This window comes from Pseudonocardia sp. Ae505_Ps2 (genome assembly GCF_001932425.1).
In the GTDB taxonomy this organism is placed as follows: Bacteria; Actinomycetota; Actinomycetes; order Mycobacteriales; family Pseudonocardiaceae; genus Pseudonocardia.
Genome location: NZ_MCIP01000001.1, coordinates 2,110,933 through 2,134,747 on the forward strand (window position 1 = coordinate 2,110,933; position 23,815 = coordinate 2,134,747).

20 protein-coding genes are annotated in these 23,815 nt (G+C 71.9%); 11 read left to right on the top strand and 9 right to left on the bottom strand.

Annotated features, from left to right (window positions below; translation table 11 throughout):
* Window positions 1-159: 159 nt before the first annotated feature.
* Both serC and Ae505Ps2_RS10015 read right to left on the bottom strand, forming a co-directional pair.
* Window positions 160-1,293 (bottom strand): phosphoserine transaminase, encoded by a 1,134-nt coding sequence (serC, locus tag Ae505Ps2_RS10010; RefSeq protein ID WP_043281338.1) that lies wholly within the window; start codon window positions 1,291-1,293, stop codon window positions 160-162.
* A gap of 53 nt (window positions 1,294-1,346) precedes the next feature.
* Window positions 1,347-2,306: a DJ-1/PfpI family protein gene (locus tag Ae505Ps2_RS10015; protein WP_198932121.1), complete on the bottom strand. Its 960-nt coding sequence runs from the start codon at window positions 2,304-2,306 to the stop codon at window positions 1,347-1,349.
* A 71-nt stretch (window positions 2,307-2,377) separates the two neighbouring features.
* Between Ae505Ps2_RS10015 and Ae505Ps2_RS10020 the strand changes: the two genes are divergently transcribed.
* Window positions 2,378-3,664, top strand: coding sequence for an MFS transporter (locus Ae505Ps2_RS10020; protein ID WP_075308634.1), 1,287 nt, complete (start codon window positions 2,378-2,380; stop codon window positions 3,662-3,664).
* An 86-nt stretch (window positions 3,665-3,750) separates the two neighbouring features.
* Window positions 3,751-4,662, top strand: a complete 912-nt coding sequence (locus tag Ae505Ps2_RS10025; protein WP_020626952.1) for a hypothetical protein — start codon at window positions 3,751-3,753, stop codon at window positions 4,660-4,662.
* A gap of 37 nt (window positions 4,663-4,699) precedes the next feature.
* Here Ae505Ps2_RS10025 and Ae505Ps2_RS10030 read toward each other — a convergent pair whose 3' ends face one another.
* Window positions 4,700-5,839, bottom strand: coding sequence for a citrate synthase 2 (locus Ae505Ps2_RS10030; RefSeq protein WP_075332906.1), 1,140 nt, complete (start codon window positions 5,837-5,839; stop codon window positions 4,700-4,702).
* Between the two features lie 163 nt (window positions 5,840-6,002).
* Entirely contained in the window at window positions 6,003-6,506 is a 504-nt protein-coding gene (locus Ae505Ps2_RS10035) for a hypothetical protein (protein WP_139318841.1), read from the bottom strand.
* 203 nt (window positions 6,507-6,709) lie between these two features.
* Here Ae505Ps2_RS10035 and pdxH point away from each other — a divergent pair, with 203 nt between their 5' ends.
* The 4 genes from pdxH to Ae505Ps2_RS10055 all read left to right on the top strand — a co-directional run bounded on the left by pdxH (window position 6,710) and on the right by Ae505Ps2_RS10055 (window position 11,761).
* Window positions 6,710-7,363: a pyridoxamine 5'-phosphate oxidase gene (gene pdxH, locus Ae505Ps2_RS10040; RefSeq protein WP_020626955.1), complete on the top strand. Its 654-nt coding sequence runs from the start codon at window positions 6,710-6,712 to the stop codon at window positions 7,361-7,363.
* A 49-nt stretch (window positions 7,364-7,412) separates the two neighbouring features.
* The gene (locus Ae505Ps2_RS10045) at window positions 7,413-8,807 is read left to right on the top strand and encodes an MFS transporter (RefSeq protein WP_233147403.1); all 1,395 of its coding nucleotides are present in this window, start codon (window positions 7,413-7,415) and stop codon (window positions 8,805-8,807) included.
* An 89-nt stretch (window positions 8,808-8,896) separates the two neighbouring features.
* Window positions 8,897-10,207 carry a citrate synthase gene (locus Ae505Ps2_RS10050; RefSeq protein ID WP_060713456.1) on the top strand — a complete coding sequence of 437 codons (1,311 nt, stop codon included), beginning with the start codon at window positions 8,897-8,899 and terminating at the stop codon, window positions 10,205-10,207.
* Between the two features lie 162 nt (window positions 10,208-10,369).
* On the top strand, window positions 10,370-11,761 hold the full coding sequence (locus tag Ae505Ps2_RS10055) for a deoxyribodipyrimidine photo-lyase (protein WP_075308630.1): 1,392 nt from the start codon (window positions 10,370-10,372) through the stop codon (window positions 11,759-11,761).
* On the opposite strand, the gene Ae505Ps2_RS10060 is transcribed toward Ae505Ps2_RS10055, so the two are convergent.
* Both Ae505Ps2_RS10060 and Ae505Ps2_RS10065 read right to left on the bottom strand, forming a co-directional pair.
* On the bottom strand, window positions 11,742-12,914 hold the full coding sequence (locus Ae505Ps2_RS10060; RefSeq protein WP_075308628.1) for an ABC transporter permease: 1,173 nt from the start codon (window positions 12,912-12,914) through the stop codon (window positions 11,742-11,744). The two genes, Ae505Ps2_RS10055 and Ae505Ps2_RS10060, sit on opposite strands and share 20 nt — an antisense overlap.
* On the bottom strand, window positions 12,911-13,891 hold the full coding sequence (locus Ae505Ps2_RS10065) for an ATP-binding cassette domain-containing protein (RefSeq protein ID WP_083702235.1): 981 nt from the start codon (window positions 13,889-13,891) through the stop codon (window positions 12,911-12,913). The genes Ae505Ps2_RS10060 and Ae505Ps2_RS10065 overlap by 4 nt, the downstream gene beginning before the upstream one ends.
* A gap of 226 nt (window positions 13,892-14,117) precedes the next feature.
* Here Ae505Ps2_RS10065 and Ae505Ps2_RS10070 point away from each other — a divergent pair, with 226 nt between their 5' ends.
* On the top strand, window positions 14,118-15,443 hold the full coding sequence (locus Ae505Ps2_RS10070; protein ID WP_233147404.1) for an MFS transporter: 1,326 nt from the start codon (window positions 14,118-14,120) through the stop codon (window positions 15,441-15,443).
* A gap of 56 nt (window positions 15,444-15,499) precedes the next feature.
* On the opposite strand, the gene Ae505Ps2_RS10075 is transcribed toward Ae505Ps2_RS10070, so the two are convergent.
* The 3 genes from Ae505Ps2_RS10075 to Ae505Ps2_RS10085 form a co-directional block, all read right to left on the bottom strand.
* A complete protein-coding gene (locus Ae505Ps2_RS10075; RefSeq protein ID WP_083695531.1) occupies window positions 15,500-16,600 on the bottom strand; it encodes a gamma-glutamylcyclotransferase family protein in 1,101 nt (366 codons plus the stop codon).
* A gap of 30 nt (window positions 16,601-16,630) precedes the next feature.
* The gene (locus tag Ae505Ps2_RS10080; protein WP_139318840.1) at window positions 16,631-16,858 is read right to left on the bottom strand and encodes a hypothetical protein; all 228 of its coding nucleotides are present in this window, start codon (window positions 16,856-16,858) and stop codon (window positions 16,631-16,633) included.
* Window positions 16,859-16,932: 74 nt separating this feature from the next.
* Window positions 16,933-18,744, bottom strand: a complete 1,812-nt coding sequence (locus Ae505Ps2_RS10085) for a helix-turn-helix domain-containing protein (protein WP_075308622.1) — start codon at window positions 18,742-18,744, stop codon at window positions 16,933-16,935.
* A 461-nt stretch (window positions 18,745-19,205) separates the two neighbouring features.
* Between Ae505Ps2_RS10085 and Ae505Ps2_RS10090 the strand changes: the two genes are divergently transcribed.
* The 4 genes from Ae505Ps2_RS10090 to mimD all read left to right on the top strand — a co-directional run bounded on the left by Ae505Ps2_RS10090 (window position 19,206) and on the right by mimD (window position 23,669).
* A complete protein-coding gene (locus Ae505Ps2_RS10090) occupies window positions 19,206-20,843 on the top strand; it encodes a methane monooxygenase (RefSeq protein ID WP_043276429.1) in 1,638 nt (545 codons plus the stop codon).
* A 206-nt stretch (window positions 20,844-21,049) separates the two neighbouring features.
* Window positions 21,050-22,108 carry a 2Fe-2S iron-sulfur cluster binding domain-containing protein gene (locus Ae505Ps2_RS10095; RefSeq protein ID WP_020622161.1) on the top strand — a complete coding sequence of 353 codons (1,059 nt, stop codon included), beginning with the start codon at window positions 21,050-21,052 and terminating at the stop codon, window positions 22,106-22,108.
* Entirely contained in the window at window positions 22,105-23,313 is a 1,209-nt protein-coding gene (locus Ae505Ps2_RS10100; RefSeq protein WP_020622162.1) for a toluene hydroxylase, read from the top strand. Before Ae505Ps2_RS10095 ends, Ae505Ps2_RS10100 begins: the two co-directional genes overlap by 4 nt.
* Window positions 23,310-23,669, top strand: a complete 360-nt coding sequence (gene mimD / locus Ae505Ps2_RS10105) for a propane 2-monooxygenase effector subunit MimD (RefSeq protein ID WP_020622163.1) — start codon at window positions 23,310-23,312, stop codon at window positions 23,667-23,669. Before Ae505Ps2_RS10100 ends, mimD begins: the two co-directional genes overlap by 4 nt.
* Window positions 23,670-23,815: the final 146 nt, after the last annotated feature.

A 23,815-nucleotide genomic window follows, 5' to 3' on the forward strand; every position in this document is an offset into this window, starting at 1 on the left:
GTTCGTGACGCACGAGGGAATTGGGGCGAGTGTTGCGCGTGTGACTACAACGAGTTGCTATCGATCACGCAACGACGCTGCGTGGCGACGCAACCCCCACACACGACGACGGCCGCCCCCAGGTGGGGACGGCCGTCGCGGTTCGTCGACGAGCAGGTGTCAGGAACCCAGCCGCTCCACGACCCAGTCGATGCACGCGGTCAGCGCCGAGACGTCCGACGGCTCGACCGCCGGGAACATCCCGATCCGCAACTGGTTGCGGCCCAGCTTGCGGTACGGCTCGGTGTCCACGATCCCGTTCGCGCGCAGCGCCGTCGCCACCGCGGCGGCGTCGACGGCGTCGTCGAAGTCGATCGTGCCGACCACCAGGCTCCGGTGTGCCGGGTCGGTGACGAACGGCGTCGCGAAGCTGCTCTTGTCCGCCCAGGTGTAGAGCCGGTCGGAGGAGTCGCGGGTGCGCGCGACGCAGCCGTCGAGCCCGCCGCGGGCGTTCATCCAGCGGATCTGGTCCTCGAGCAGGAACAGCGTCGCCAGCGACGGCGTGTTGTAGGTCTGGTCCTTGCCGGAGTTGTCGACGGCGGTGGCCAGCGACAGGAACGGCGGGATCCAGCGGTCCGACGCGGCCAGCTCGGCGACCCGCTCCAGGGCCTTCGGGCTCATGATCGCGAGGAACAGGCCGCCGTCGGAGGCGAAACCCTTCTGCGGGGCGAAGTAGTAGACGTCGGACTGGGTGATGTCGACCGGCAGTCCGCCGGCGCCGGAGGTCGCGTCGATCAGCACGAGCTGGTCGTCGGTGGTGCCCGCGGGCCGGTTGACCGGCACGGCGACTCCGGTCGAGGTCTCGTTGTGGGCCCAGGCGATGACGTCGACCGACGGGTCGCTGACCGGCTCCGGCGCGCTGCCCGGGGCGGCCTTGACGATCACCGGGTCGGCCAGGAACGGCGCGCCGGTGGTGGTGTCGGCGAACTTCTGCGAGAACTCGCCGTAGGTCAGGTGCAGCGACCGCTCGCGGACCAGGCCGAACGCCGCCGCGTCCCAGAACGCGGTCGAGCCGCCGTTGCCGAGGACGACCTCGTAGCCGTCGGGCAGCGAGAACAGCTCGGCCAGGCCCGAGCGCACCCGTCCGACGAGCTCCTTCACCGGCTTCTGCCGGTGCGAGGTGCCCAACAGGGAGTCGCCGGTCGCGGCGAGGGCGGACAGCTGCTCGGGGCGCACCTTGGACGGACCGCATCCGAAGCGGCCGTCCTGCGGAAGGAGATCGCCGGGGATCTTCAGATCGGCAGGAGAGGTCACGGTCCCAGTGTCGCAGCAGTACCCGTGGTGACGTGCGCCCAGTGCCGCGCGGATCACGCGCCGGCGGGTGCCCGGTGGGCGCGCCGGTACGCCAGCGGCGCCATCCCGATCTCGGCGTGCAACCGCTGCCGCAGCGCCGCGGTGGTGCCGAACCCGGCGCGCGCGGCGACCTGCTCGACGGGCAGGTCGGTGGTCTCCAGCAGGCGGCGCACCAGCTCCAGTCGGCGCGCGGCCAGCCAGCGGGCGGGGCTGGTGCCGGTCTCGGCGCGGAAGCGACGGGTGAAGGTCCGCACGCTCATCGACGCCTGCGCCGCCAGCTCCTCGATCGGGAGCGGCCGGTCGAGGCGGTGCAGCGCCCACTCCCGGACGGCGTCGGTGGCCGGGCCGCCGGGGTCCGGGACGTGCGAGGCGACGAACTGGGCCTGCCCGCCCTCCCGCCACGGTGCGACGACGTTGCGCCGCGCGGTCGCGGTGGCCACCGCGGCGCCGTGGTCGCGGCGGACCAGGTGCAGGCACAGGTCGATGCCCGCGGCCACGCCCGCCGAGGTGAGGATGTCGCCGTCGTCGACGAACAGCACGTCGGGGTCCAGCTCCACCTGCGGGTACAGCGCGCGGAAGGCGTCCACGTGTGCCCAGTGGGTGGTGGCGCGGCGACCGTCGAGCACGCCGGTGGCGGCCAGGGTGAACGCGCCGGTGCAGATCGCCACGACCCGTGCGCCGCGGTGCACGGCCCGGCGCACCAGGCCGAGGACGGCCTCGCCCGGATCGTCGGTGTTCGGGCCGCGCACGGCCGGCACCACCAGGGTGTCCGCGCGCTCCAGTACGTCGATCCCGTGTTCGGGCAGCACCCGGTACCCGGCGCTGGTGCGGACCGGGCCGCCGTCGACGGTGGCGACCCGCACGTCGTAGAGCGGGATGCCGTCCGCCGTGGTCGTGGTGCCGAGGATCCGTTCGGGGATGCCCAGCTCGAAGGCGATCACCCCGTCGACGGCGAGCACTCCGACCCGGTGCATGGCCGAATTCTTGCACATGTCGTCCGTCCGGCCACTGTTGTGTGCCGCACCGCCCCCGCACGATGACCCCCATGACGACGGCGCCCACGACGGCGGACACACGAGCACGCCGGGTGCACCCGGCCTGGTGGGCGGCGGGGGCGACGTTCCTCGCCCTGCTCGGCGCGGCCGGGTTCCGGTCCACCCCCGGGGTGCTGGTCGAGCCGCTGCACGCCGAGTTCGGCTGGGGCATCGGGTCCATCTCCTTCGCGCTCGCGGTGAACCTCGCCCTGTTCGGGGTGACCGCGCCGTTCGCGGCGGCGCTGATGGAGCGCTTCGGCGTGCGCCGCGTGGTCGCGACCGCGCTGGTCATGGTCGCGGTCGGTGCCGGCACGACCGTGTTCATGACGGCGGTCTGGCAGCTGGTGCTGCTGTGGGGCGTCGTCGTCGGGCTGGGCACCGGCTCGATGGCGATGGCGCTGGTCGCGACCGTGGTGAACCGCTGGTTCGTCGCCCGCCGCGGCCTCGTCTCCGGGGTCCTCACCGCCGCCACCGCCACCGGGCAGCTGGTGTTCCTGCCCCTGGTCGCGGCCGTCGTCGAGTCGGGCGGGTGGCGGCCCGCGGCGTTGATCACCGCAGGCGCGGCACTGGCCGTGGTGCCGGTGGTGTGGCTGTTCCTGAAGGACCGGCCCGCCGACGTCGGGGTCCTGCCCTACGGCGGCACCGAGGCCGACGTCGTCGCGCCGCAGCGCACGGGTGCCGCGCGGCTGGCGGTGCGGGCGCTGGCCGACGCCGCGCGCACCGGCACGTTCTGGCTGCTCGTCGGCGGGTTCTTCATCTGCGGCGCGACGACGGCGGGGCTGGTCCAGTCCCACTTCGTCCCGGCCGCGCACGACCACGGCATGCCCGCGACGACGGCGGCCTCCCTGCTCGCCCTGGTCGGCATCTTCGACCTGCTCGGGACGATCTTCTCCGGCTGGCTGACCGACCGGATCGACCCGCGGCTGCTGCTGGGCGCCTACTACGCGCTGCGCGGGCTGTCGCTGTTCCTGCTCCCGCCGCTGTTCGGGACCGACCTGAACGCCAGCATGCTCGCGTTCGTCGTGTTCTACGGCCTGGACTGGGTCGCGACCGTCCCGCCGACGATGGCGCTGGCCCGCGAGGCCTTCGGCGCCCGCTCGGCGGTGGTGTTCGGCTGGATCTTCGCCTCGCACCAGATCGGGGCGGCGTTCGCCGCGCTCGTCGCGGGTCTGGTCCGCGACGCCCTGGGCAGCTACGACACGGCCTGGTACGGCGGCGCCGTCCTCTGCGTCGTCGCGGCCGGGCTGTCGCTGGCGATCCGGCGCCACCGGGCCCCCGTGCCGTCGCCCGCGGGCTGATCACCATCTGCTCACGATCGTCCCGATCCGCCGCCGACGTGCCCTGTGTCCGGTACGACACGGGGAGTCGACGAGAGGGGCGAGTCGTGACCGAGAACCATCCCGGCCCGGGGGAGCCCGTGCCGCCGCAGCCGGGGATCGTGCCGCTGCGACCGTTGGACGCGGGGGAGATCGTGGGCGGGGTGTGGCGGTTCCTGCGCCGGACCCCGTGGACGGTCCTGCCCGGCCTGCTCTACGCCGTCGTCGTGCTCGGGACGCTGTGGCTGCTGCAGCCGGTCGGTGCACTGCAGCCGGCGAACCCGTTCGACCTGGTCGGGACCTTCCTGGAGGCGACGCTGTCCGGCCTGCCCTTCGGGCTCGTCGCGGCCGCCGTGGCGCCGCTCGTGCTCGCCGCGGTCCTCCCGGCGGTGACCTCGGCGGTGTACGGCTCGCGGACCGGGATCGCCGCGGCCTGGGCACAGGGCCGCCCCCGGCTGCCCGCCCTCTACGGCGTCCAGCTGGCGCAGCTGGTGATCGGGCTCGTCCCGATCGCGGTCGGCGCCTTCGTCGCGCTGCCGCTGTGGCGTGCGGGCGGGGTGGCCGCGGTGGCCGGGCTGCTCCTCGTCGTCGTGTTCTACGCCGCGCAGACCTGGATCGCGATCCTGCTGTCCCTGGCGTCGCCCGCGGTCGTCGCCGAGGGCCTCGGTGCGCGGGACGCGCTGTGGCGGTCGGTCGAGCTGGTCCGTGGTGCCTGGTGGCGCTGCTTCGGCGTGCTGATGCTGGTCGGGCTGACCGTGGCGGCGGCCGCGATCGTGGTGATGATCCCGGTGTTCGCGGTGACCTTCGCCCTGATGTTCACGGTGAGCCCGACGCTCGGGCTGGCCGTCGCCGGGGTGGCCTACGTCCTGCTGCTGGGCCTGGTGCTCCCGGTCTCGGTCGCCGCGCCGGCGCTGCTGCACCACGACCAGCGGGGCCGCCGCTCCGGGGTGGTCGGCCCCCCACCGGGGGAACAGCCGTAGCGCGCTCGGCCACGGGAGTTCCCCCGGGGAAGGGGGATCAGCGGGCGGAGACCGAGTCCCAGCCGTCGACGTCCTGCGGCCTGCGCGGGCCCGGGCCGATGTACTGCGCGCTCGGGCGCACGAGCTTGCCCTCGCGCTTCTGCTCCATGACGTGCGCCGACCAGCCGGCGGTGCGGGCGGAGGTGAACATCGCGGGCATCATGTGCGGCGGGACCTCGGCGAAGTCGAGGATCACCGCCGCCCAGAACTCGACGTTGGTCTCGATCGGGCGGTCCGGGCGTCGCTCGCGCAGGATCGCCAGCGCGGTGCGCTCCAGCTCGGCGGCCACCTCGTAGCGCGGGGCGTTCAGCTCCTGGCAGGTGCGGCGCAGCACGCGGGCCCGCGGGTCCTCGGCCCGGTAGACCCGGTGCCCGAAGCCCATGAGCTTCTCCTTGCGGTCCAGCAGGCCCGTGACCAGCGCCCGGGCGTCGCCGGTGCGCTCGACCTCGTCGATCATCGGGAGCACCCGGGCCGGGGCGCCGCCGTGCAGCGGGCCGGACATGGCGCCGATCGCGCCGGACAGCGACGCGGCGGCGTCGGCACCGGTGGAGGCGATCACCCGGGCGGTGAAGGTCGAGGCGTTCATGCCGTGCTCGGCGGCGGACACCCAGTAGGCGTCGACGGCGGCGACGTGGCGCGGGTCGGGCTCGCCGCGCCAGCGGGTCATGAAGCGCTCGGTGATCGTGGAGCACTCGTCGATGCGCGACTGCGGCACCGCGGGCACGCCGATGCCGCGGGCGGACTGGGCGACGTAGGACAGCGCCATCACCGAGGCGCGGGCCAGGTTGTCGCGGGCCTCGGCGTCGTCGATGTCGAGCAGCGGACGGTAGCCCCAGTACGGGGCGAGCATCGCCAGTGCGGCCTGCACGTCGACCCGCACGTCACCGGTGTGCACCGGGATCGGGAACGGCTCCGCCGGCGGCAGGCTCTGCCCGAAGCGGCCGTCGACCAGCAGCGCCCAGACGTCGCCGAAGGTCACCGTGCCGGCGAGGTCCTCCAGGTCGACGCCGCGGTAGCGCAGTGAGCCGCCGTCCTTGTCGGGCTCGGCGATCTCGGTGCGGAACGCGACGTGGCCCTCCAGCCCGGACCTGAATCCGGGGGGCGGCGGGGGCACCTCGTGCGCGAGCGTCTCGGTCACCGGGTCTCCTTCGGCTCGGATGGTCGTCGCCACCCTGCTCCGAACGGCCGGGGCGGGGCAACGCGACCGGCCGGTGGTGTCGATCACGAACCGGACACCCGTGCGTGAACGGTGGCCGTGTGCGGGACGGCGGGACGCCCCGCACACGGTCCGCGCGCCGCGGTCAGTCGGTGAAGTAGACGGGGACCCCGGTGACGATGTTCTGGCTCAGCGCCTTGACCGCGGTGGTGGCGATGATCTGGGTCCCCGCCTTGCCCCAGTGCACCGTCCCGTGACCGCTCTTGCCGCAGCCGAGTGACACCCAGTACTCCTTGCCGTCGCTCCACCGGAACCCGCGGGCCTTGACGCAGGCCTGGCCGGAGGAGAAGTTCGGGACCTCCCAGGACACCGTGATGTACGGCTTGCTCTGCCGGGCGATGTGTCCGCAGCTGCCGTTGTAGGTGCGGCTCCACTTTCCACCGATCGGCGCGTAGGCGGCCCGGTCGATCTTGCCGCACGACACCGTGCGCACCGTCGCGGTCACCTCCCGCTCCGGCGCCGCCGCTGCCGCAGCCACCGTCCCCGTCCCCGCCGCCGACGGCGCCGCCACCGGCGCGAGCGCCACGGCCCCGGTGAGCAGTACGGCCAGCGCCGTCGCGACCGGCGCGAACATCCTCGTCACACGCATCGTCTTCCCTCTCGTCATCCGAGCGGGGGTCGTCGTACGTACCCACCATCCCCCCGATCGGGTGGGTACGGATCGACTATTGATTGCGGGATGCAACGACGTCAACGGGTGATCCGGGCGGTCGGGGACCGAACGGCGGGTGCGCGGGAGGCGGGCGCGTGCCTACGGTCGTCGGCGGCGCCGACCGTGAGTGAGGGGAACCGATGACGGACGCACCCGCGCTGGAGAGGATGCGGATCGACTACGCGAGCCGACCGCTCGACGTCGACGACCTGGCTCCGACCTGGTACGAACAGCTCACCGCGTGGCTGGAGCAGGCCCGTGAGGCCGGGCTGACCGAGCCGAACGCGATGGTGCTGGCGACTTCGGATCCGGACGGGCTGCCGTCGTCGCGCACCGTCCTGTGCAAGGGCCTCGACGCCGGCGGCATCGTGTTCTACACGAACTACACCTCCGCCAAGAGCCACGACCTCAATCGCACACGCGTCGCCTCGGTCACCTTCCCCTGGTACGACCTCCAGCGTCAGGTGCAGCTCTCCGGTCGCGTCGAGCGCTGCTCCGAGGCCCAGTCCGACGCCTACTGGGCGCTGCGCCCGCGCGGGTCACAGCTGGGGGCGTGGGCGTCGGCGCAGTCGACGATCGTCGCCGGGCGCACGGTCCTCGACCAGGCGCTCGCCGGGGTCACCCGGCGCTTCGAGGGCGTCGAGGAGATCCCGCGACCGCCGCACTGGGGTGGCTGGCGGATCGTGCCGTGGCAGGTCGAGTTCTGGCAGGGCCGCGCCGACCGGATGCACGACCGGCTGCGGTTCGAGGTCGGCCGCGACGACTCCTGGTCGGTGCGCCGGCTCGCCCCCTAGGGGCAACCCGGAGGCGTGATGTCGGGGCGTCCGTGTACACCTTGACATCGTGAGCACGCGCAACGATCCCGGTGAGGGGCCGACGCAGCCGGTGCCGGGCGCCGAACGGGACACCCCGACCCGCCCCGTCCCCTCGCCCGCGGACGAGGGGCCGACGGTCCGCACCCGCGCGTCGCGGCTGACCGGGCTGCTGCGGTCGACCTTCGCCGACACCACCCCGCTGCGCACGCCCGCCTACCGGCGGCTGTGGGCGGCCGGGATCGTGACGGTGATCGGCGCCCAGCTGTCGGTCGTCGCCGTGCCGATCCAGATCTTCCAGCTGACCGGGTCGTCGGCCTACGTCGGGCTGACCGGTCTGTTCGGCCTGGTCCCGCTGGTGGTGTTCGGGCTGTGGGGTGGCGCGATCGCCGACGCCGTCGACCGGCGGGTCATGCTGCTGTTCACCGGGTCCGGCATCGCGCTGAGCTCGCTGGCGCTGTGGGTGGTCTCGGCCAGCGGGGCCGGGAACGTGTGGGTCGTGCTGGTGCTGTTCGCGTTCCAGTCGGCGATGCTCGCGATGAACCAGCCCACCCGCAGCGCGGTCATCCCGCGGCTGCTGCCCGCCGAGCAGCTGCCCGCCGCGAACGCGCTGAACATGACCGTCGTGCAGGTCGGCGCGGTGCTCGGGCCGCTCCTGGCCGGGGTGCTGATCCCGTTCATCGGGCTGTCGACCCTCTACCTGGTCGACGCGATCTTCCTGCTGGCGACGCTGTGGGCGACCTGGCGGCTGCCCGCGCTGCCGAGCTCCGCGCAGCGGGTGGACGGTGAGCGTCCGAAGGTGGGGCTGCGCGCGGTCGTCGACGGCTTCCGCTACGTCGGTACCCAGCGCATCCTGCTCGTCTCGTTCCTGGTCGACGTGATCGCGATGGGGCTGGGCATGCCCCGGGTGCTGTTCCCGCAGATGGCGGTGGACACCTTCGGCGGTACGGCCGACGGGGGTGTCCAGCAGGGCCTGCTGTACGCGGCGATCCCGATCGGGATGGTTGCCGGCGGCGTGCTGTCGGGCTGGTTGCAGAAGGTGCAGCGCCAAGGCGTCGCGGTCGTGGTCGCGGTGTGCGTCTGGGGCGGTGGGGTCCTGGTGTTCGGTCTGACCGGGTCGTTGTTCCTCGCGGTGCTCGCGCTGGCCGTCGCCGGCGCCGGCGACCTGGTCAGCTCGGTCTACCGGTCCTCGATGCTGCAGACCGTCGCGACCGACGAGATGCGCGGCCGGATGCAGGGCGTGTTCATCGTCGTCGTCGCGGGCGGGCCCCGGCTGGCCGACATGTGGCACGGCTCGGCGGCGTCGTTGATCGGGCCCGGTGTCACCGCGACGCTCGGCGGCGCCGCGGTGATCGTGGGCGTGCTGCTGTGCGTCTGGCGCTTCCCGGAGTTCCTCCGCTACCGCGCGCCCCGCGACGGAGGGTGAGAATCGTCGCCGCGTTCTGCGGATTCGCCCCGGCGGGCTAGCGTGTGCCCGAGACCCGATTGATCCCCGCTGTGAGAGGGAACCTCCACATGTCCGACGAGACCGCCGCCAAGTCCGACACCGCCGTACTCCGGTATTCGGGCGGCGAGTTCGAGACCGCGGTGCACACCCCGACGGAGGGGTCGCAGGCCGTCGACGTCAGCAAGCTGCTCGGCAAGACCGGCCTGGTCACCTTCGACCCGGGCTTCACCAGCACCGCGGCCTGCTCCTCGGCGATCACCTACATCGACGGTGACGCCGGCATCCTGCGCTACCGCGGCTACCCGATCGACCAGCTGGCAGGGAACTCCACGTTCCTCGAGGTCAGCTACCTGCTGATCTACGGCGAGCTGCCGAGCCAGCAGCAGCTCGACGCCTTCACCACCCGGATCAGCCGGCACACCCTGCTGCACGAGGACCTGAAGCGCTTCTTCGAGGGCTTCCCGCGGGACGCGCACCCGATGCCGGTGCTGTCGTCCGCGGTCAGCGCGCTGTCGACCTTCTACCAGGACTCGCTGGACCCGCACGACGAGGAGGCCGTCGAGCTCTCCACCGTCCGGCTCATGGCGAAGGTCTTCACGATCGCCGCCTACGCCTACAAGAAGTCCGTCGGGCAGCCGTTCCTGTACCCGGACAACTCCCTCGGCCTCGTCGAGAACTTCCTGCGGATGACCTTCGGGTTCCCCGCCGAGCCCTACGAGCTGGACCCGGACATGGTCCGCGCGCTCGACACGCTGCTGATCCTGCACGCCGACCACGAGCAGAACTGCTCGACCTCGACGGTGCGTCTCGTCGGTTCCAGCCAGGCCAACCTGTTCGCCTCCATCTCCGCCGGCGTGAACGCGCTGTTCGGCCCGCTGCACGGCGGCGCCAACCAGGCGGTCCTGGAGATGCTGACCCGCATCAAGGACGTCGAGGGCGGCAACGTCGACGACTTCGTCAGCCGGGTCAAGAACAAGGAGCAGGGCGCGAAGCTGATGGGCTTCGGGCACCGGGTCTACAAGAACTACGACCCGCGCGCGAAGATCGTCAAGGAGCAGGCCGAGACGATCCTCAAGAAGCTCGGCGTCAACGACCCGCTGCTCGACATCGCGATGACGCTCGAGGAGAAGGCGCTGGCCGACGACTACTTCGTCGAGCGCAAGCTCTACCCGAACGTCGACTTCTACACCGGCGTCATCTACCGGGCGATGGGCTTCCCGGTGAAGATGTTCACCGTGCTGTTCGCGCTCGGCCGGCTCCCGGGCTGGATCGCGCACTGGCGCGAGATGATGAACGACCCGCAGAACAAGATCGGGCGTCCGCGCCAGCTCTACACCGGTTCCGCGGAGCGTCTCTACGTCCCGGTCGGCCAGCGCTGACCACGTAGCACCACCGCACCGGCCTCTCTGCACGAGCGGGCCGCTCGTACGACCTCGTCGTACGGACGGCCCGCTCGTGCGTTCCGGGGGCGGGAGCGCGACCGGTGGAGGGGGCGCGGCTCGGCGGGCGGGTGGGACGTGGCGGCGCTAGCGTCGACCGGCATGGCGCCCAGCACTGCCGTCGTCTGGTTCCGACGAGACCTCCGGGTCGCCGACCAGCCCACCTTCCTCGCCGCGGCCGACGCCGCCGACCGCGCGCTCGCGCTGTTCGTGCTGGACCCGGCGCTGTTGGCACCCTCCGGCGCCGCGCGGGCGAACTTCCTCTACGGCTGCCTGCGCGAGCTCGACGAGGCCCTGGGCGGGAAGCTGCTCGTGGTGAAGGGGGACCCGGCGGACGTCGTCCCGCGGATCGCGACGGCGGTCGGCGCCCAGACCGTGCACGTCGCCGCGGACTACGGCCCCTACGGCCGCGAGCGCGACGAGCAGGTCGAGAAGGCACTCGCCGAGGACGGCGTCGAGCTCGTCCGGACCGGCTCGCCCTACGCCGTCGCGCCCGGCCGGGTGGAGAAGGGCACCGGCGGGCCGTTCAAGGTGTTCACCCCGTTCAGCCGAGCGTGGGCCGACCACGGCTGGCGCGCCCCGGCCGGGACCGACGCGTCGACGTGCAGGTGGATGGACCCCGCCGACAAGAACGGTGGACCCCGCGCGGTGCAGATCCCCGACGACCAGCCGGTCGAGGCCGAGCTGCCCGAGGCGGGGGAGTCCGCGGCGCGGGCCCGCTGGGCGGACTTCCTCGACGAGGGCGTGGCGGACTACGGGTCCGCCCGCGACCTGCCCGCCGAGCGCGGCACCTCGGGCATGTCGCCGTACCTCAAGTACGGCTGCGTCCACCCGCGCACGCTGCTCGCGGACCTGGCGAAGCAGAAGGGGGACTCGGTGAAGACCTACCGCACCGAGATCGCCTGGCGGGAGTTCTACGCCGACGTGCTGTACCGGCGGCCGGACTCCGCGCGCGAGAACTATGACAAGGCCTTCGACCACCTGCCGCTGCGCACCGGGAAGGCCGCCGACGCCGACTTCGAGCGCTGGTGCGAGGGCCGGACGGGCTTCCCGATCGTCGACGCCGGGATGCGCCAGCTGCGGGGCGAGGCGTGGATGCACAACCGAGTGCGGATGATCGTCGCGTCGTTCCTGGTCAAGGACCTGCACCTTCCGTGGTGGCGCGGCGCGCGGCACTTCATGGCGCTGCTCGTCGACGGCGACCTGGCCTCCAACCAGCACGGGTGGCAGTGGACGGCCGGGTCGGGGACGGACGCGTCGCCGTACTTCCGGATCTTCAACCCCATCACCCAGGGCGAGCGGTTCGACCCCGACGGGGACTACGTGCGCCGCTGGGTGCCCGAGCTCGCCGAGGTCGGGGGCAAGGTCGTGCACCAGCCGTGGAAGCTGCCCGGCGGCATCCCGGAGGGCTATCCGGAGCCGATGGTCGACCACAAGGCCGAGCGTCAGGACGCGCTCGCCCGCTACGACCAGGTCAAGGCCGCCCGGCCCTGAGCGCGTCCCGCCAGCGGACCCGCGCCCCGGTGCGCAGCACCGAGTTGCGGTACACCCGTGCCGACAGCAGCACCATCCCGGCGAGGGCGGCCAGCGCCAGCAGATAGGCGAGCACCGGCTCCCACCACGCGGTGACGCCGAGCGCGGTGCGCGCGGGCATGAGCGTCTGCGACAGGTACGGCACGAACGACAGCACCGTGGTGACGGGGTTGCGCGGGTCCACGGGCAGCACGGCGACGGCGAGCAGGAACGGCACGAGCAGCACGATGGCGATCGGCGCGGTCACCGACTGGAGCTCCTCCTGCCGGGACACCAGCGCGCCCGCCGCCGCGTAGAGCGTCGCGAACAGGAAGAACCCCACGAGGTACCAGGCCAGCGCGGACACCAGCGTGGGCAGCAGCAGCGCCGGGACCGCGAGCACGCCGGTGCCCACCGCGACGGCCGCGCCCACCCCGCCGAGGATCAGCAGCTGCAGCAGCCCGACCAGGCCGAGCCCGAGCACCTTCCCCGCGAGCAGCTGCCGCGCCGGGACGGTCGCGAGCAGCAGCTCGACCACGCGCCCGGCCTTCTCCTCGACCACCCCCTGCGCGACGGCCGCGCCGTAGGCGGTCACCGAGAAGAACAGCAGGAACGTCGTCACGAACGCCGTGCCGATCCGCTGCCCGAGCTCGGTGTCGACCGGTTCGAGTGTGCGCACCCCGACCCCGGACAGTGTGCTCACCCGGTCCGGGTCGGCGCCCGCGGCGAGCAGCGACTCGCGCACGGCCTGCTGCTCCACCACGTCGGCGACCAGCGACCGCAGCCCGGGAGCGACGTCGTCGAGGCCCACGAGCTGGTAGGTCCCCGGTGCCCCGGTGAGCATCGCGTCGGCCTCGCCGGTGCGGACCATCGACTCCGCGGTGTCCCGGTTCCCGGCCTCGGTCACGCGCAGCGTGGTGCCCAGCCGGTCCGCGGTGCCCTGCAGCTCGCCGCGCAGCTCGCGGGCCGGCCCGTCCAGCACCAGCGACGACGACGAGCCCTGCGTCCCGGCGAACACGATCACCGCGCCGTAGCCGCCGAAGACCAGCAGCATCAGCAGGATCCCGACGACGAACGTCCGCGACCGCAGCTGGGTGGTGATCTCGCGCCGCGCGACGAGCAGCACAGTCTTCATCGGGCGCGGTCCGTCGGGAGGGCGCGCTCCGTGGGGAGGGCGCGGTCGGTGGGGAGGGCGCCGTCCGTGGGAAGGGCGGGGTCCGCCGGGACGGCGCGGTCGCGCACGGCGTCGCGGTACAGCTCGGTCAGCGGCGGCCGGTACGGACCGAACGCGTGCACCGGCCCGGCGGCCAGCGCCGCGGCCAGCAGCACCTGGTCGTCGGTGCCCGGCGCCAGCTCGACGCGGGTGCGGGCACCGTCGACGTCGAGGACCCGCACCCCGGGGAGGTCGTCGGTCCAGCCCGGTGGCGGGCCGGTGACGTCGTAGCGGTCCGCGGCACCGGCGCGCAGCCCGTCGACCGTGCCGACCGCCACCATCCGGCCCGCCGAGATGATGCCCACCCGGTCGCAGAGCCGCTCCACCAGCTCCAGCTGGTGGGAGGAGAACACCACCGGCACCCCGGCCGCGGCGCGCTCGCGCAGCACCGCCCCCAGGGTGTCGACGGCCGCCGGGTCCAGCCCGGAGAACGGCTCGTCGAGCACCAGCAGATCGGGGTCGTGCACCAGCGCGGCGCACAGCTGCACCCGTTGCTGGTTGCCCAGCGACAGCTTCTGCACCTCGTCGCCGCGGCGCCCGGCCAGCCCGACCCGCTCGGTCCAGGTCTCGGTGGCCGCCTGGGCCTCCGACCGTGACATCCCGTGCAGCCGGGCCAGGTAGACGAGCTGCTCGGCGACCCGCATCCGCGGGTAGAGACCGCGCTCCTCGGGCAGGTACCCGATCCGGCGGCGTTCCGCGGGACCGAGTGGCGCGCCCTTCCAGGTGACCGCACCGGCGTCGGCGTCGAGGACGCCGAGCACGATCCGCATCGTCGTCGTCTTGCCCGCCCCGTTGCCGCCGACGAAGCCGAACACCTCGCCCGCACCGACCGTGAAGCTCACCTCGTCGAGGGCGGTGGCAGGGCCGAACCGCTTGGCGAGGCCGTCGATCGCCAGCACGTCGGCGACGCTACACGGAGCGGAGGTCGCGCACCGGTCTCGATCAGCGGGCGTGGGTGGCAGGTCCCCTTTCCGCTCTGTAGGCTCCGCACACCGCAATGGTGCTGGGATATGTCGATCGTGTAACGAAATGCGCTTCCGGTAGCGGTTTACGCATTGCGTGAGTGGGGGTCCTCGAATGTCATCGGTTCCGGCAGATGCTGGTCAACAGAGTGGCGAGAACGACGTGGAGCCCTCCGTACTGCGGAGGGCGGTCGCCGCGTCGGCGATCGGGAACGCGACGGAATGGTTCGACTACGGCATCTACGCCTACCTGACCGTCGAACTGACCAACGCGTTCTTCCCGGGCGAACTGGGCTACCTGGGAACGCTGCTGGGCTTCGCGATCTCCTTCATCCTGCGGCCGCTCGGCGGCTTCGTGTGGGGGCCGCTCGGGGACCGCATCGGCAGGCAGAAGGTCCTGTCGATGACGATCATCCTGATGGGCGTCGCGACGTTCCTGATCGGCGTCATCCCGTCCTACGCGACGATCGGCTGGGCCGCGCCGGCGCTGCTGTTCCTGCTGCGGATCATCCAGGGCTTCTCCACCGGCGGTGAGTACGGCGGCGCCGCCACCTTCATGGCGGAGTACGCGCCGGACCGCAAGCGCGGGTTCTGGGGCAGCTTCCTGGAGTTCGGCACCCTGGCCGGCTTCACGCTCGCGGTGCTGGTCGTCTTCGGCCTGGAGACCGCGATCGGCGAGCAGGCCATGCTCGACTACGGCTGGCGCATCCCGTTCATGATCGCCCTGCCGCTGGCGATGATCGGCCTCTACATCCGGACCAAGCTCGAGGACACCCCGGTGTTCCGTGACCTGGAGGCCGCCGGCGAGTCCGAGTCCGCCGCGACCGGCGCGCTCAAGGACCTCCTCGTCCGCTACTGGCAGCCGATCCTCGCACTGTTCGGCCTGGTCATCGCGCTGAACGTCATCAACTACACGCTGCTGACCTACATGCCGACCTACCTGCAGACGACGCTGTCGATGGACTCGGCGAGCGCCGACACGGTCGCCGTGGTCGGCCAGGTCGTGATGATGCTGCTGATCCCCTTCGCAGGGGCGCTGTCGGACCGGATCGGCCGCAAACCGTGCTGGTGGATCTCGCTGGTCGGCATCTTCGTGCTGGCGATCCCGATGTACATGCTGATGGCGGTGAGCGTGCCGCTGGCGATCCTCGGGTTCACCGTGCTCGGGCTGATCTACCTGCTCCAGCTCGGGACGATCTCCGCGACGTTCCCGGCGATGTTCCCGACCCACGTCCGCTTCGCCGGCATGGCGATCTCCTACAACGTGGCGACGGCGGCGTTCGGCGGCACCGCGCCGCTGATCAACGAGTCGGCGATCGAGGGCACCGGTGACGTCCTGTTCCCGGCCTACTACATGATGGGCGCCTGCGTGATCGGCATGATCGCGCTCTACTTCGTCATCGAGACGAAGGGCGTGTCGATCTCCGGCCGGGAGATCCCCGGGCTCGCCGAGCACCGCGCACGGCAGGCCGCGAAGACCGCTTCCTGAGTCGGAGCACCGGTCCACACCGGGCCCGTCTCCGTCGGGGACGGGCCCGGTCGGCGTCAGGGCTGGGACCAGCCGTGTGGCAGCGGCACGTGGCCGTCCCGCGCCGCGGTCCACACCCAGGCCCAGCACACGGTGCCGTCGTCGAGAACCACCCGGGACCGCGCGTAGTCCGGGCCCTCGTAGGCGTCGAGCGCGGCCAGCGCGGTCTCCGGGTCGGCCAGCTCGACGACCCAGCCGGGCACCCCGTCGCCGGTGTCGAGGGTCAGCGCGGGGTACCCGCGGCCGGTGTCGGCGACCGCGCCAGTCGGCAGCACCACCGGCTGCGGCAGCACGTCGGAGGCGTGCCCGCGCAGCATCCCGAAGGCCCGGCGGCCGGGCATGAGGGTGCCGTAGACGAACACCCGAGACGGCCACTGCTCCGGCACGGGTACGCCGTCGACGGACGTGGCGTCGAGACCGTCCGGGCCGGGTGCCCCGGACAGCGCGACGGCCCCGGCCTGGGCGAGGTCGGCGCAGCGGACGGGGGCCCCGTCGACGTGCAGCGGACGGCGGTCGGTGCGGGCGTCGCCGGTGGGGACCTCCGGGGCGAGGTAGGCCCACGGCCGGTCCAGCACCCCGGCGGCGTCGACGAGCGTGACCCGCCCGGTCGCGACCCGGGCCAGCCGGTAGCGCGGCGGGTCGGCGTCGCGGCCCTCGACGGCGTCGAGCGCGGCGAACTGCTCCGGCGCGACCAGCCACACGGTGTGCTCCTCGACCGCCCCACCGACGGCGGCGAGGGTGGCCGGGCGCTGGTCGTCGACGACCCGGCGGCCGGCCGACCAGACCGCCGCCATGCCCTCGGTGCGCACCCGCAGCACGACGACCGGCCCGGTCAGCCCGCGGGCCTCGCGCATCCAGGAGATCTTCGACGGGCAGGCGTTCGAGCCGTAGGCCAGCAGCGGTACCCGCCCGGCCATCGGCGGCGCGTTCGCTCCGGCGAGCACGTCGTCGAGACAACGACCGTCGACCCGCCATCCCGAGGGCGTCGACGGGTCGGCCGCCAGGGGGTGGGTGCGGCCGTCGACGTGCAGGAACGAGCACGGCGGCCGAGCACCCGGATAGGGGTCCGCGGGGAACGCGGAGTCCGGCCACGGTGCGGTGATGTCCGTTCCCGTCATGGGCACGGACCGTAGATCAACAGCCCGGGGTCAGCGGGGCGCGTCCGGGTACCGCCGCCGTAGCAGCGCCGTCGCCACCGCGAACAGCACCAGGACCGACAGCACGGCCGCCACGACGATCACCACGGTCGAGGTGCCCGCGGGCAGCAGTGCGAACGGCCAGAGTCCGGAGACCAGCACGGTCAGGCCGCCGACCGCGCCGCGCAGCAGGGCCGGGGTGCCGTCGGGGAACACGAACAACCGTCGGAGTAGTGCCATGGACCGACGGTAGGGGCCGAACGGGGGTTGCCGCAGCCCCGGACGGACCTCACCGTGCCCCGCCGTCTGCCCCGCTACCGGGCCATCCCCGCACCCTCCGGCGTCGCGATGCCGTAGCCGCGGATCTTGCGGTAGATCGTCGCCCGGCTCATCCCGAGCCGGCGCGCCGCCTCGGCCTTGTTGCCGTCGGCGTCGAGCAGGGCGTCGACGATGGCGTCGCACTCGATCGACTCGAGCGGGGTCAGTACCCGCCGGGCCAGCACCCGCGTCTCCGGCGGCAGGTCCTCCAGCCGGATCACCCCGGTCCGGCGACGACTCACGACCTTGCGCAGCACCTGGTAGAGCTGCTCGACGTTGCCCGGCCACCGGTGGCGCATGAGCACCCGCAGGGCCTCCGGCGCACAGGTCAGGTCGGCGCCGCGGGTCAGCCGGGCGAGCAGGTAGGGCACCAGCTCGGCGACGTCCTCCACGTGGTGGCGCAGCGGCGGGACCTCGATGGTGCGCGGGAAGCAGTCCAGCAGCGACGCCAGCTCGGGCGAGTCGGTCGTCCGGGAGCTGCCGCGGGTCGCGACGACCCAGGCCCGCTCCGGGTCGGTCGACTCGCGGTGCGGCTCCAGCGCGTCGGCGAGCGCCGCCGCGGCGGCCGGGGGCAGCCGGTCGACCTCGCGCAGCACCAGCGTCCCGCCGCCCCCGCCGAGCTCGTCGGTCACCTCGGAGAACCAGCGCGGGCCCACGTCGCCGGCGTCGAGCACGCGGACGTGCCCGGCGGGGGAGTGGAGGTGGTGGGTGGCGCGGGCCAGCGTGGTCCGGCCGGAGCCGGGCTCGCCCTGCAGCACCAGCCACTCGTTGGTGCGGAAGTGCCGGTCCACGGCCTGGGCGCACTTGGTCCACAGCGCCCCCGAGCCGACGGCGGTCGGCAGCGCGGTGGTGATCGTCGGCGTCGCGGAGCCGCGGCCGACGGTCTCGCGGTGGGTCAGGCTCACCTGCAGGATGCCGCCCGCCGAGCCCGCCTCGTTCCAGCTGGGCCGGCACTGCACGCGCGCCGTCGCCCCGCTCGGCAGGTCGACGACGAGCTGGCGGTTGCGCCCGGCCCGCAGCGCGTCGGTCGCCCCGGCCAGCAGCGGGGCCTGGTCGCCGGGGGCGATGAGCTCGCGGGCGCGGTCGTTCATCATCACGAGGTCGTCGCCGACGGCGAGCACCGCGGAGTCGCCCCCGCGCTGGACCGCGGTCAGGTAGTCGTGCAGCAGCGTCAGCTCGTGCCGCCCGGACGCGGCGAGCAACGCCTCCTCGATGCGGCGGGCCGTCGTCGCGGCGGTGGCGACCATCAGCGCGTTCGCCTCGGTCCGCCAGCAGGTCAGATCGATGACGCCCAGGATCTTGCCGGTGACCGGGTGCCGGATCGGGGCGCCGGCGCAGGCCAGGTCCTCCAGGTGCTCGACGAAGTGCTCGTGCCCGAACACCTCGGTCGGCCGCCTCCCCTCCAGCGCGGTGCCGATGCCGTTGGTGCCGACGTGCTGCTCGGCGTAGGAGAAACCGGGGACGAGCCACACCCGGTCCAGGTGCTGACGCAGCGCGGAGTCGCCGGTCCGGCGGTCGAGGACGACACCGTCGGAGTCGCAGAGGATGAGGCTGACCGGCTCGGTGGCGAACTGGTCGCACAGCTCGGAGACGATCGGGGTGGCCGCCCGTACCAGCGGGCTGTCGGTCTCGCGGCCGACCTCGGGCAGGTCGATGGAGTCCGGCGCCACGTCGCTGTCCCGCGACCGGATCCAGGACGCCAGGATCGGTGGGCGGACCGCGTCCTCACGCATCTGCTCGTGGTGCAGGAACGCCTCGCGGGCGGCCGCGATCCGTTTGGCCGCGGTGCTGGTGGCGGTCCTGGACACGGATGTGGGCGCCGAGCCGGTGGCGGAGACGTCAGATCCGTCCCCGGGGTGTCGCGGGCGCGGCGTCGGCCGGCCCGCCCGGGTGGCGCCCTGCGCGCCGTCGGGCAGGGGTCTCACACACGGCCTCCTTGCCAGTGTCGAGCTCGGGACACGACCACCGGGGATCCGCGTGCGACAGCGGTGACCTGCCCGGATCCCGTGGCCACGGCGACGGTACGCGCCGTGAGAGCAAGATCACAACAGGTGGCGGGGCGGAAGAGTCTCATATTGAGACCTCGAATGCCTGCCGGACCATGTGTGATTCGCAGCACGGAGGACAGACGGCACCGGCGCCGCGGCACCCACCCACGTCACCGGGTCGTCCGACCTCCGCGTTCGACCACGACATCGGGCTACCCGCGCTCGCCCGCTGATCCGACCACAACCCACCACCGTGAGGAGACGACGTGAGTCGGCAGAGTTTGGCGAAGGCTCACCAGAAGATCCAGGAGCTTTCCTGGGAGCCGCAGTACCACGAGCCGTACATGAAGTACGGAACCGACTACACCTTCAAGAAGGCGGCGAAGAAGGACCCGCTCAAGCAGGTCCTGCGCTCGTACTTCCCGATGGAGGAGGAGAAGGACCACCGCGTCTACGGCGCCCAGGACGGTGCCATCCGCGGCAACATGTTCCGGCAGGTGCAGGAGCGCTGGCTGGAGTGGCAGAAGCTCTTCCTGTCGATCATCCCGTTGCCGGAGATCTCGGCGGCGCGCTCGATGCCGATGCTGTTCCACGTGGTTCCGAACCCGGAGCTGCACAACGGCCAGGCGATCCAGATGATCGACGAGGTTCGGCACAGCACGATCCAGCAGAACCTCAAGCGCCTGTACATGAACAACTACATCGACCCGGCGGGCTTCAACAACTCGCTGCGGAACTTCCAGTCGGACTACTGCGGCACGATCGGCCGCCAGTTCGCCGAGGGGTTCATCACTGGTGACGCCATCACCGCCGCGTCGATCTACCTGACCATCGTCGCGGAGACCGCGTTCACGAACACCCTGTTCGTGGCGATGCCGGCCGAGGCGGCCGCCAACGGCGACTACCTGCTGCCGACGGTGTTCCACTCGGTGCAGTCCGACGAGTCGCGGCACATCTCCAACGGCTACGCCACGCTCCTGATGGCGCTGTCGGACGAGGACAACCGCCAGCTGCTCGAGCGCGACCTGCGCTACGCGTGGTGGAACAACCACCGCGTCGTCGACGCCGCCATCGGCACCTTCATCGAGTACGGCACGAAGGACCGCCGCAAGGACCGTGAGTCCTACGCGGAGATGTGGCGCCGCTGGATCTACGACGACTACTACCGCAGCTACCTGCTGCCGCTCGAGAAGTACGGCCTGGTGATCCCGCACGACCTGGTCGAGGAGTCCTGGAACCAGATCTGGAACAAGGGCTACGTCCACGAGGTCGCGCAGTTCTTCGCCACCGGCTGGTGCGCCAACTACTGGCGCATCGACGGCATGACCGACACCGACTTCGAGTGGTTCGAGTACAAGTACCCGGGCTGGTACGACCGGTACGGCAAGTGGTGGGAGAACTACAACCGCCTCGCCAAGCCGAACGGTCACCACGCCATCGTGGCCGAGGACGTCGACTACGTGTACCCGCACCGCTGCTGGACCTGCATGGTCCCGTGTCTGGTGCGCGAGGACATGGTCGTCGACAAGGTGGACGGCCAGTGGCGCACGTACTGCCACGAGGTCTGCCGCTGGACCGACGCCGAGGCCTTCCGGCCCGTGTACCAGGGTCGCGAGACCCCGAACATGGGCAAGCTCGTGGGTCACCGCGAGTGGGAGACGCTCTACCACGGCTGGAACTGGGCCGACGTCATCCAGGACATGGGCTTCGTCCGTGACGACGGCAAGACGCTGACCGCTCAGCCGCACCTCGATCTCGACCCGAAGAAGATGTGGACGCTGGACCACATGCGGCGCATGCCGCACCTGGCCAGCCCCAACGTCATCCTCAACGAGATGAGCGACGCCGAGCGCGAGGCGTTCGTGGCGGACTACAACCGCCAGGGGCCGGGAGGCCGGCCCGCGCCCACCGACGCCTGAGCGCGGGTCAGGCGAGGGGAGAGGGTTCCCGTCACTCCATGACGGGGCTCTCTTCCCGCGGCCCGGCCGGGGGGTCGTCTTCCCCGGCCGGGTCACCCCGGGACCCCTGTCCGTCGGGCGGGGCCCGGGGCGACGCCTGCCCACGTCTGTCCGATTGGTCTTTTTTCTCACGCCATTCGTCACGCCAAGAGAGGTGGTCTGCGCTCGTGGGCGACAAACACGTCGTGCGGTTCGAGCCCGTCGGCATCGAGATCGAGGTCGACGAGGACCAGAACATCCTCCGTGCCGCGGCCGAGCAGGGCGTCCAGCTCATGCACGGTTGCAAGGAGGGCCAGTGCTCGGCCTGCAAGTCCTTCGTCCTGGAGGGCGAGGACATCGAGTACGACAGCTACTCGACGTTCGCGCTGCCGGACTACGAGAAGGACGAGGGGCACACCCTGCTGTGCCGGGCACACGCCTACGAGGACCTGGTCATCGAGCTGACCAACTACGACGAGGAGATCATCCGCTCCGGCCTGCCCCTCACCAAGGGCGTGGTCGAGGTGGTGTCGGTCGAGGCCGTCACCCACGACATGCGGCACCTGACCGTCAAGCTGGTCGAGCCGTCGGAGATCAAGTTCTTCCCCGGGCAGTACATGGACCTCGTCTGCCCCGGGACCGAGGAGAGCCGCTCGTTCTCCATGGCCAACACCCCGAACCGGGACGGCACCTACGAGTTCGTCATCAAGGTCTACCCGGGCGGGCTGTTCGGGACCTGGCTCGACGAGAAGGCCGCCCCCGGTGACCGGCTCGACGTCGAGGCGCCCTTCGGCACCTTCACCCTCCGGCAGAACCGCAGCTCGCCGATCGTCTTCGTCGGCGGTGGCGCCGGGATGGCGCCGGTGCTGGGCCTGCTGCGGGCGATGGCCGAGGGCGGGGTCGAACGACGAGCCACCTTCTACTACGGCGCGCGCACCGCGGCCGATCTCTGCTTCGAGAAGGAGATCGCCGAACTGGCGCCCCAGCTGGGCGGCTTCCGGTACGTCCCCGCCCTGTCCGACGTGGACGGCGGCGCGGACTGGGCCGGCGAGACCGGCCTGATCACGGAGGTGGTCAGGCGCAACGAATCCGATCTGAAGGGAGCGGATGCCTACGTCTGCGGTCCCCCGCCGATGGTCGACGCGGCGATCGCGACGCTGACCCAGCTGGGTGTGAGTGAGACCAACATCTTCTACGACAAGTTCACCACGACCGGTGAGCAAGAAGGCGAGGACGGACAGCAATGACTCAGTCCCCCACCACGCAGGACACGTCGTCCGGTTCGCAGCGCAGCGTTCCCAAGCCCGTCTTCACCGACGCGGAGGCCGGGGCACGGGAGTTCCCCGACTCGAGCTCGAACGCGCGCCGCTACAACTACTACGCGCCCGCCAAGCGCAAGCAGACGCTGTACGAGGACACCACCGTCGAGGTCCAGCCGGACCCGCGGCACTACCTCGCCCAGGGCTGGATCTACGGCTTCGCCAACGGCGAGGGCGGCTACCCGCTGCACTGGACCAAGCTCAAGGCCTGGGGCGTCGACGAGCCGGAGCCGCAGCGCGGCGTCGGCACCGGCGGCCTGCACGTGAAGAACTGGCCGGCCCACGGCTGGCACGAGTTCCGCGACCCGAACGAGGAGTGGGAGCAGAGCCTCTTCCGGTACAACGCGAACGTCGTCCGCCAGCTCACCCAGAACATCGAGAACGCCCGGAACGCGAAGGCGTTCGAGCTGTGGAACCCGAACTGGGTGCGCTTCGTCGAGCGCAACGTCGGCGCCTGGATGCACATCGAGCACATCCTCGGCCTCTACGTCTTCGCGTCCAACGAGCGGTCCGCGCCGACGAACATGCACAACACCGCGCTCGCCGCGAACTCCACCCGCAAGATCCGGTTCGCCCAGGACCTCGCGCTCTACAACCTGACGCTGTCCGAGGAGATCGACGGTTTCGACGGCACCGCCCACCTCGACGCGTGGGACAACGCGCCGGAGTGGCAGGGCGCCCGCAGGATGACCGAGGCCCTCACCGCGGTCCAGGACGACTGGGGCGAGGCGATCTTCGCGGCGAACTGCGTGTTCGAGCCCCTGGTCGGCGAGCTGTTCCGGTCGAACCTGGTCATGCAGTCCGCCGCCACCAACGGTGACTACGTGACCCCGACGGTCATGGGTGCCGGCGAGTTCGACTACGCCCAGCGCGACCTGCGCTGGTCGATCGCCTGCTTCGCGCCGCTCACCCAGGACCGCGAGTTCGCCGACCACAACCGGGAGCTCATGGGCGGCTGGCTCCGGACCTACGTGCCGCAGGCGCTGGAGGCCGCCCGGACGATGCAGCCGATGTGGTCCCAGTCGGACTCCAAGCCGCCGACGTTCGAGGACTCCCTCGACCGCGCCAAGAACCGGTTCGCCGGGATCTGCAGCGATCTCGGTCTCGACGTCCCCGAGGAGCTGAAGCAGTGACCAGCACGGACAGCCCGTTCAAGCAGGACAGCACCGCGTCGAACATGTGCGGATTCACGCTGATGAACAACCAGATCGGCGCGGTCATCGCGACGGTCCTGGACCGTCAGGACAACGTGACCGTGCAGCACCTGCCCTCGATGATCCGCGTCGACGGCACCGGCAAGTTCGAGCTCGACTACGAGGCGATGGACGAGGAGGCCGGCCAGGAGGAGGGCTGGTTCGACGCCGCCCAGTTCGAGGAGAACATGTCCACCCACTACGGGCGGATGGTCCACCTGGACGACAAGACGATCATGTTCGCCAATCCCGAGGACGCCGCCGAGTACATCGACTTCGACCTGAAGCCGGTGTAGGACCCGCTCCTCACCCGGATCGCACCGCCCGGGACGACGACCCGTCCCCGGCCCACCACGGTCGGCGACGGCCCGGGCGGTGCGTTCCACCCGCGCAGCGCGCCTGGACGGCGCCTCGGCTGCGCACGTTGATCCACACCCGCGCA

Bases quoted from the DNA above. Each gene is read 5' to 3' on its own strand.
- pdxH (WP_020626955.1), top strand. From the start codon at position 6,710: ATGACGGACGCACCCGCGCTGGAGAGGATGCGGATCGACTACGCGAGC.
- Ae505Ps2_RS10035 (WP_139318841.1), bottom strand. From the start codon at position 6,506: ATGCGTGTGACGAGGATGTTCGCGCCGGTCGCGACGGCGCTGGCCGTA.
- Ae505Ps2_RS10080 (WP_139318840.1), bottom strand. From the start codon at position 16,858: ATGGCACTACTCCGACGGTTGTTCGTGTTCCCCGACGGCACCCCGGCC.
- Ae505Ps2_RS10050 (WP_060713456.1), top strand. From the start codon at position 8,897: ATGTCCGACGAGACCGCCGCCAAGTCCGACACCGCCGTACTCCGGTAT.
- Ae505Ps2_RS10020 (WP_075308634.1), top strand. From the start codon at position 2,378: ATGACGACGGCGCCCACGACGGCGGACACACGAGCACGCCGGGTGCAC.
- Ae505Ps2_RS10060 (WP_075308628.1), bottom strand. From the start codon at position 12,914: ATGAAGACTGTGCTGCTCGTCGCGCGGCGCGAGATCACCACCCAGCTG.
- Ae505Ps2_RS10075 (WP_083695531.1), bottom strand. From the start codon at position 16,600: ATGACGGGAACGGACATCACCGCACCGTGGCCGGACTCCGCGTTCCCC.
- Ae505Ps2_RS10055 (WP_075308630.1), top strand. From the start codon at position 10,370: ATGGCGCCCAGCACTGCCGTCGTCTGGTTCCGACGAGACCTCCGGGTC.
- Ae505Ps2_RS10015 (WP_198932121.1), bottom strand. From the start codon at position 2,306: ATGCACCGGGTCGGAGTGCTCGCCGTCGACGGGGTGATCGCCTTCGAG.
- Ae505Ps2_RS10100 (WP_020622162.1), top strand. From the start codon at position 22,105: ATGACTCAGTCCCCCACCACGCAGGACACGTCGTCCGGTTCGCAGCGC.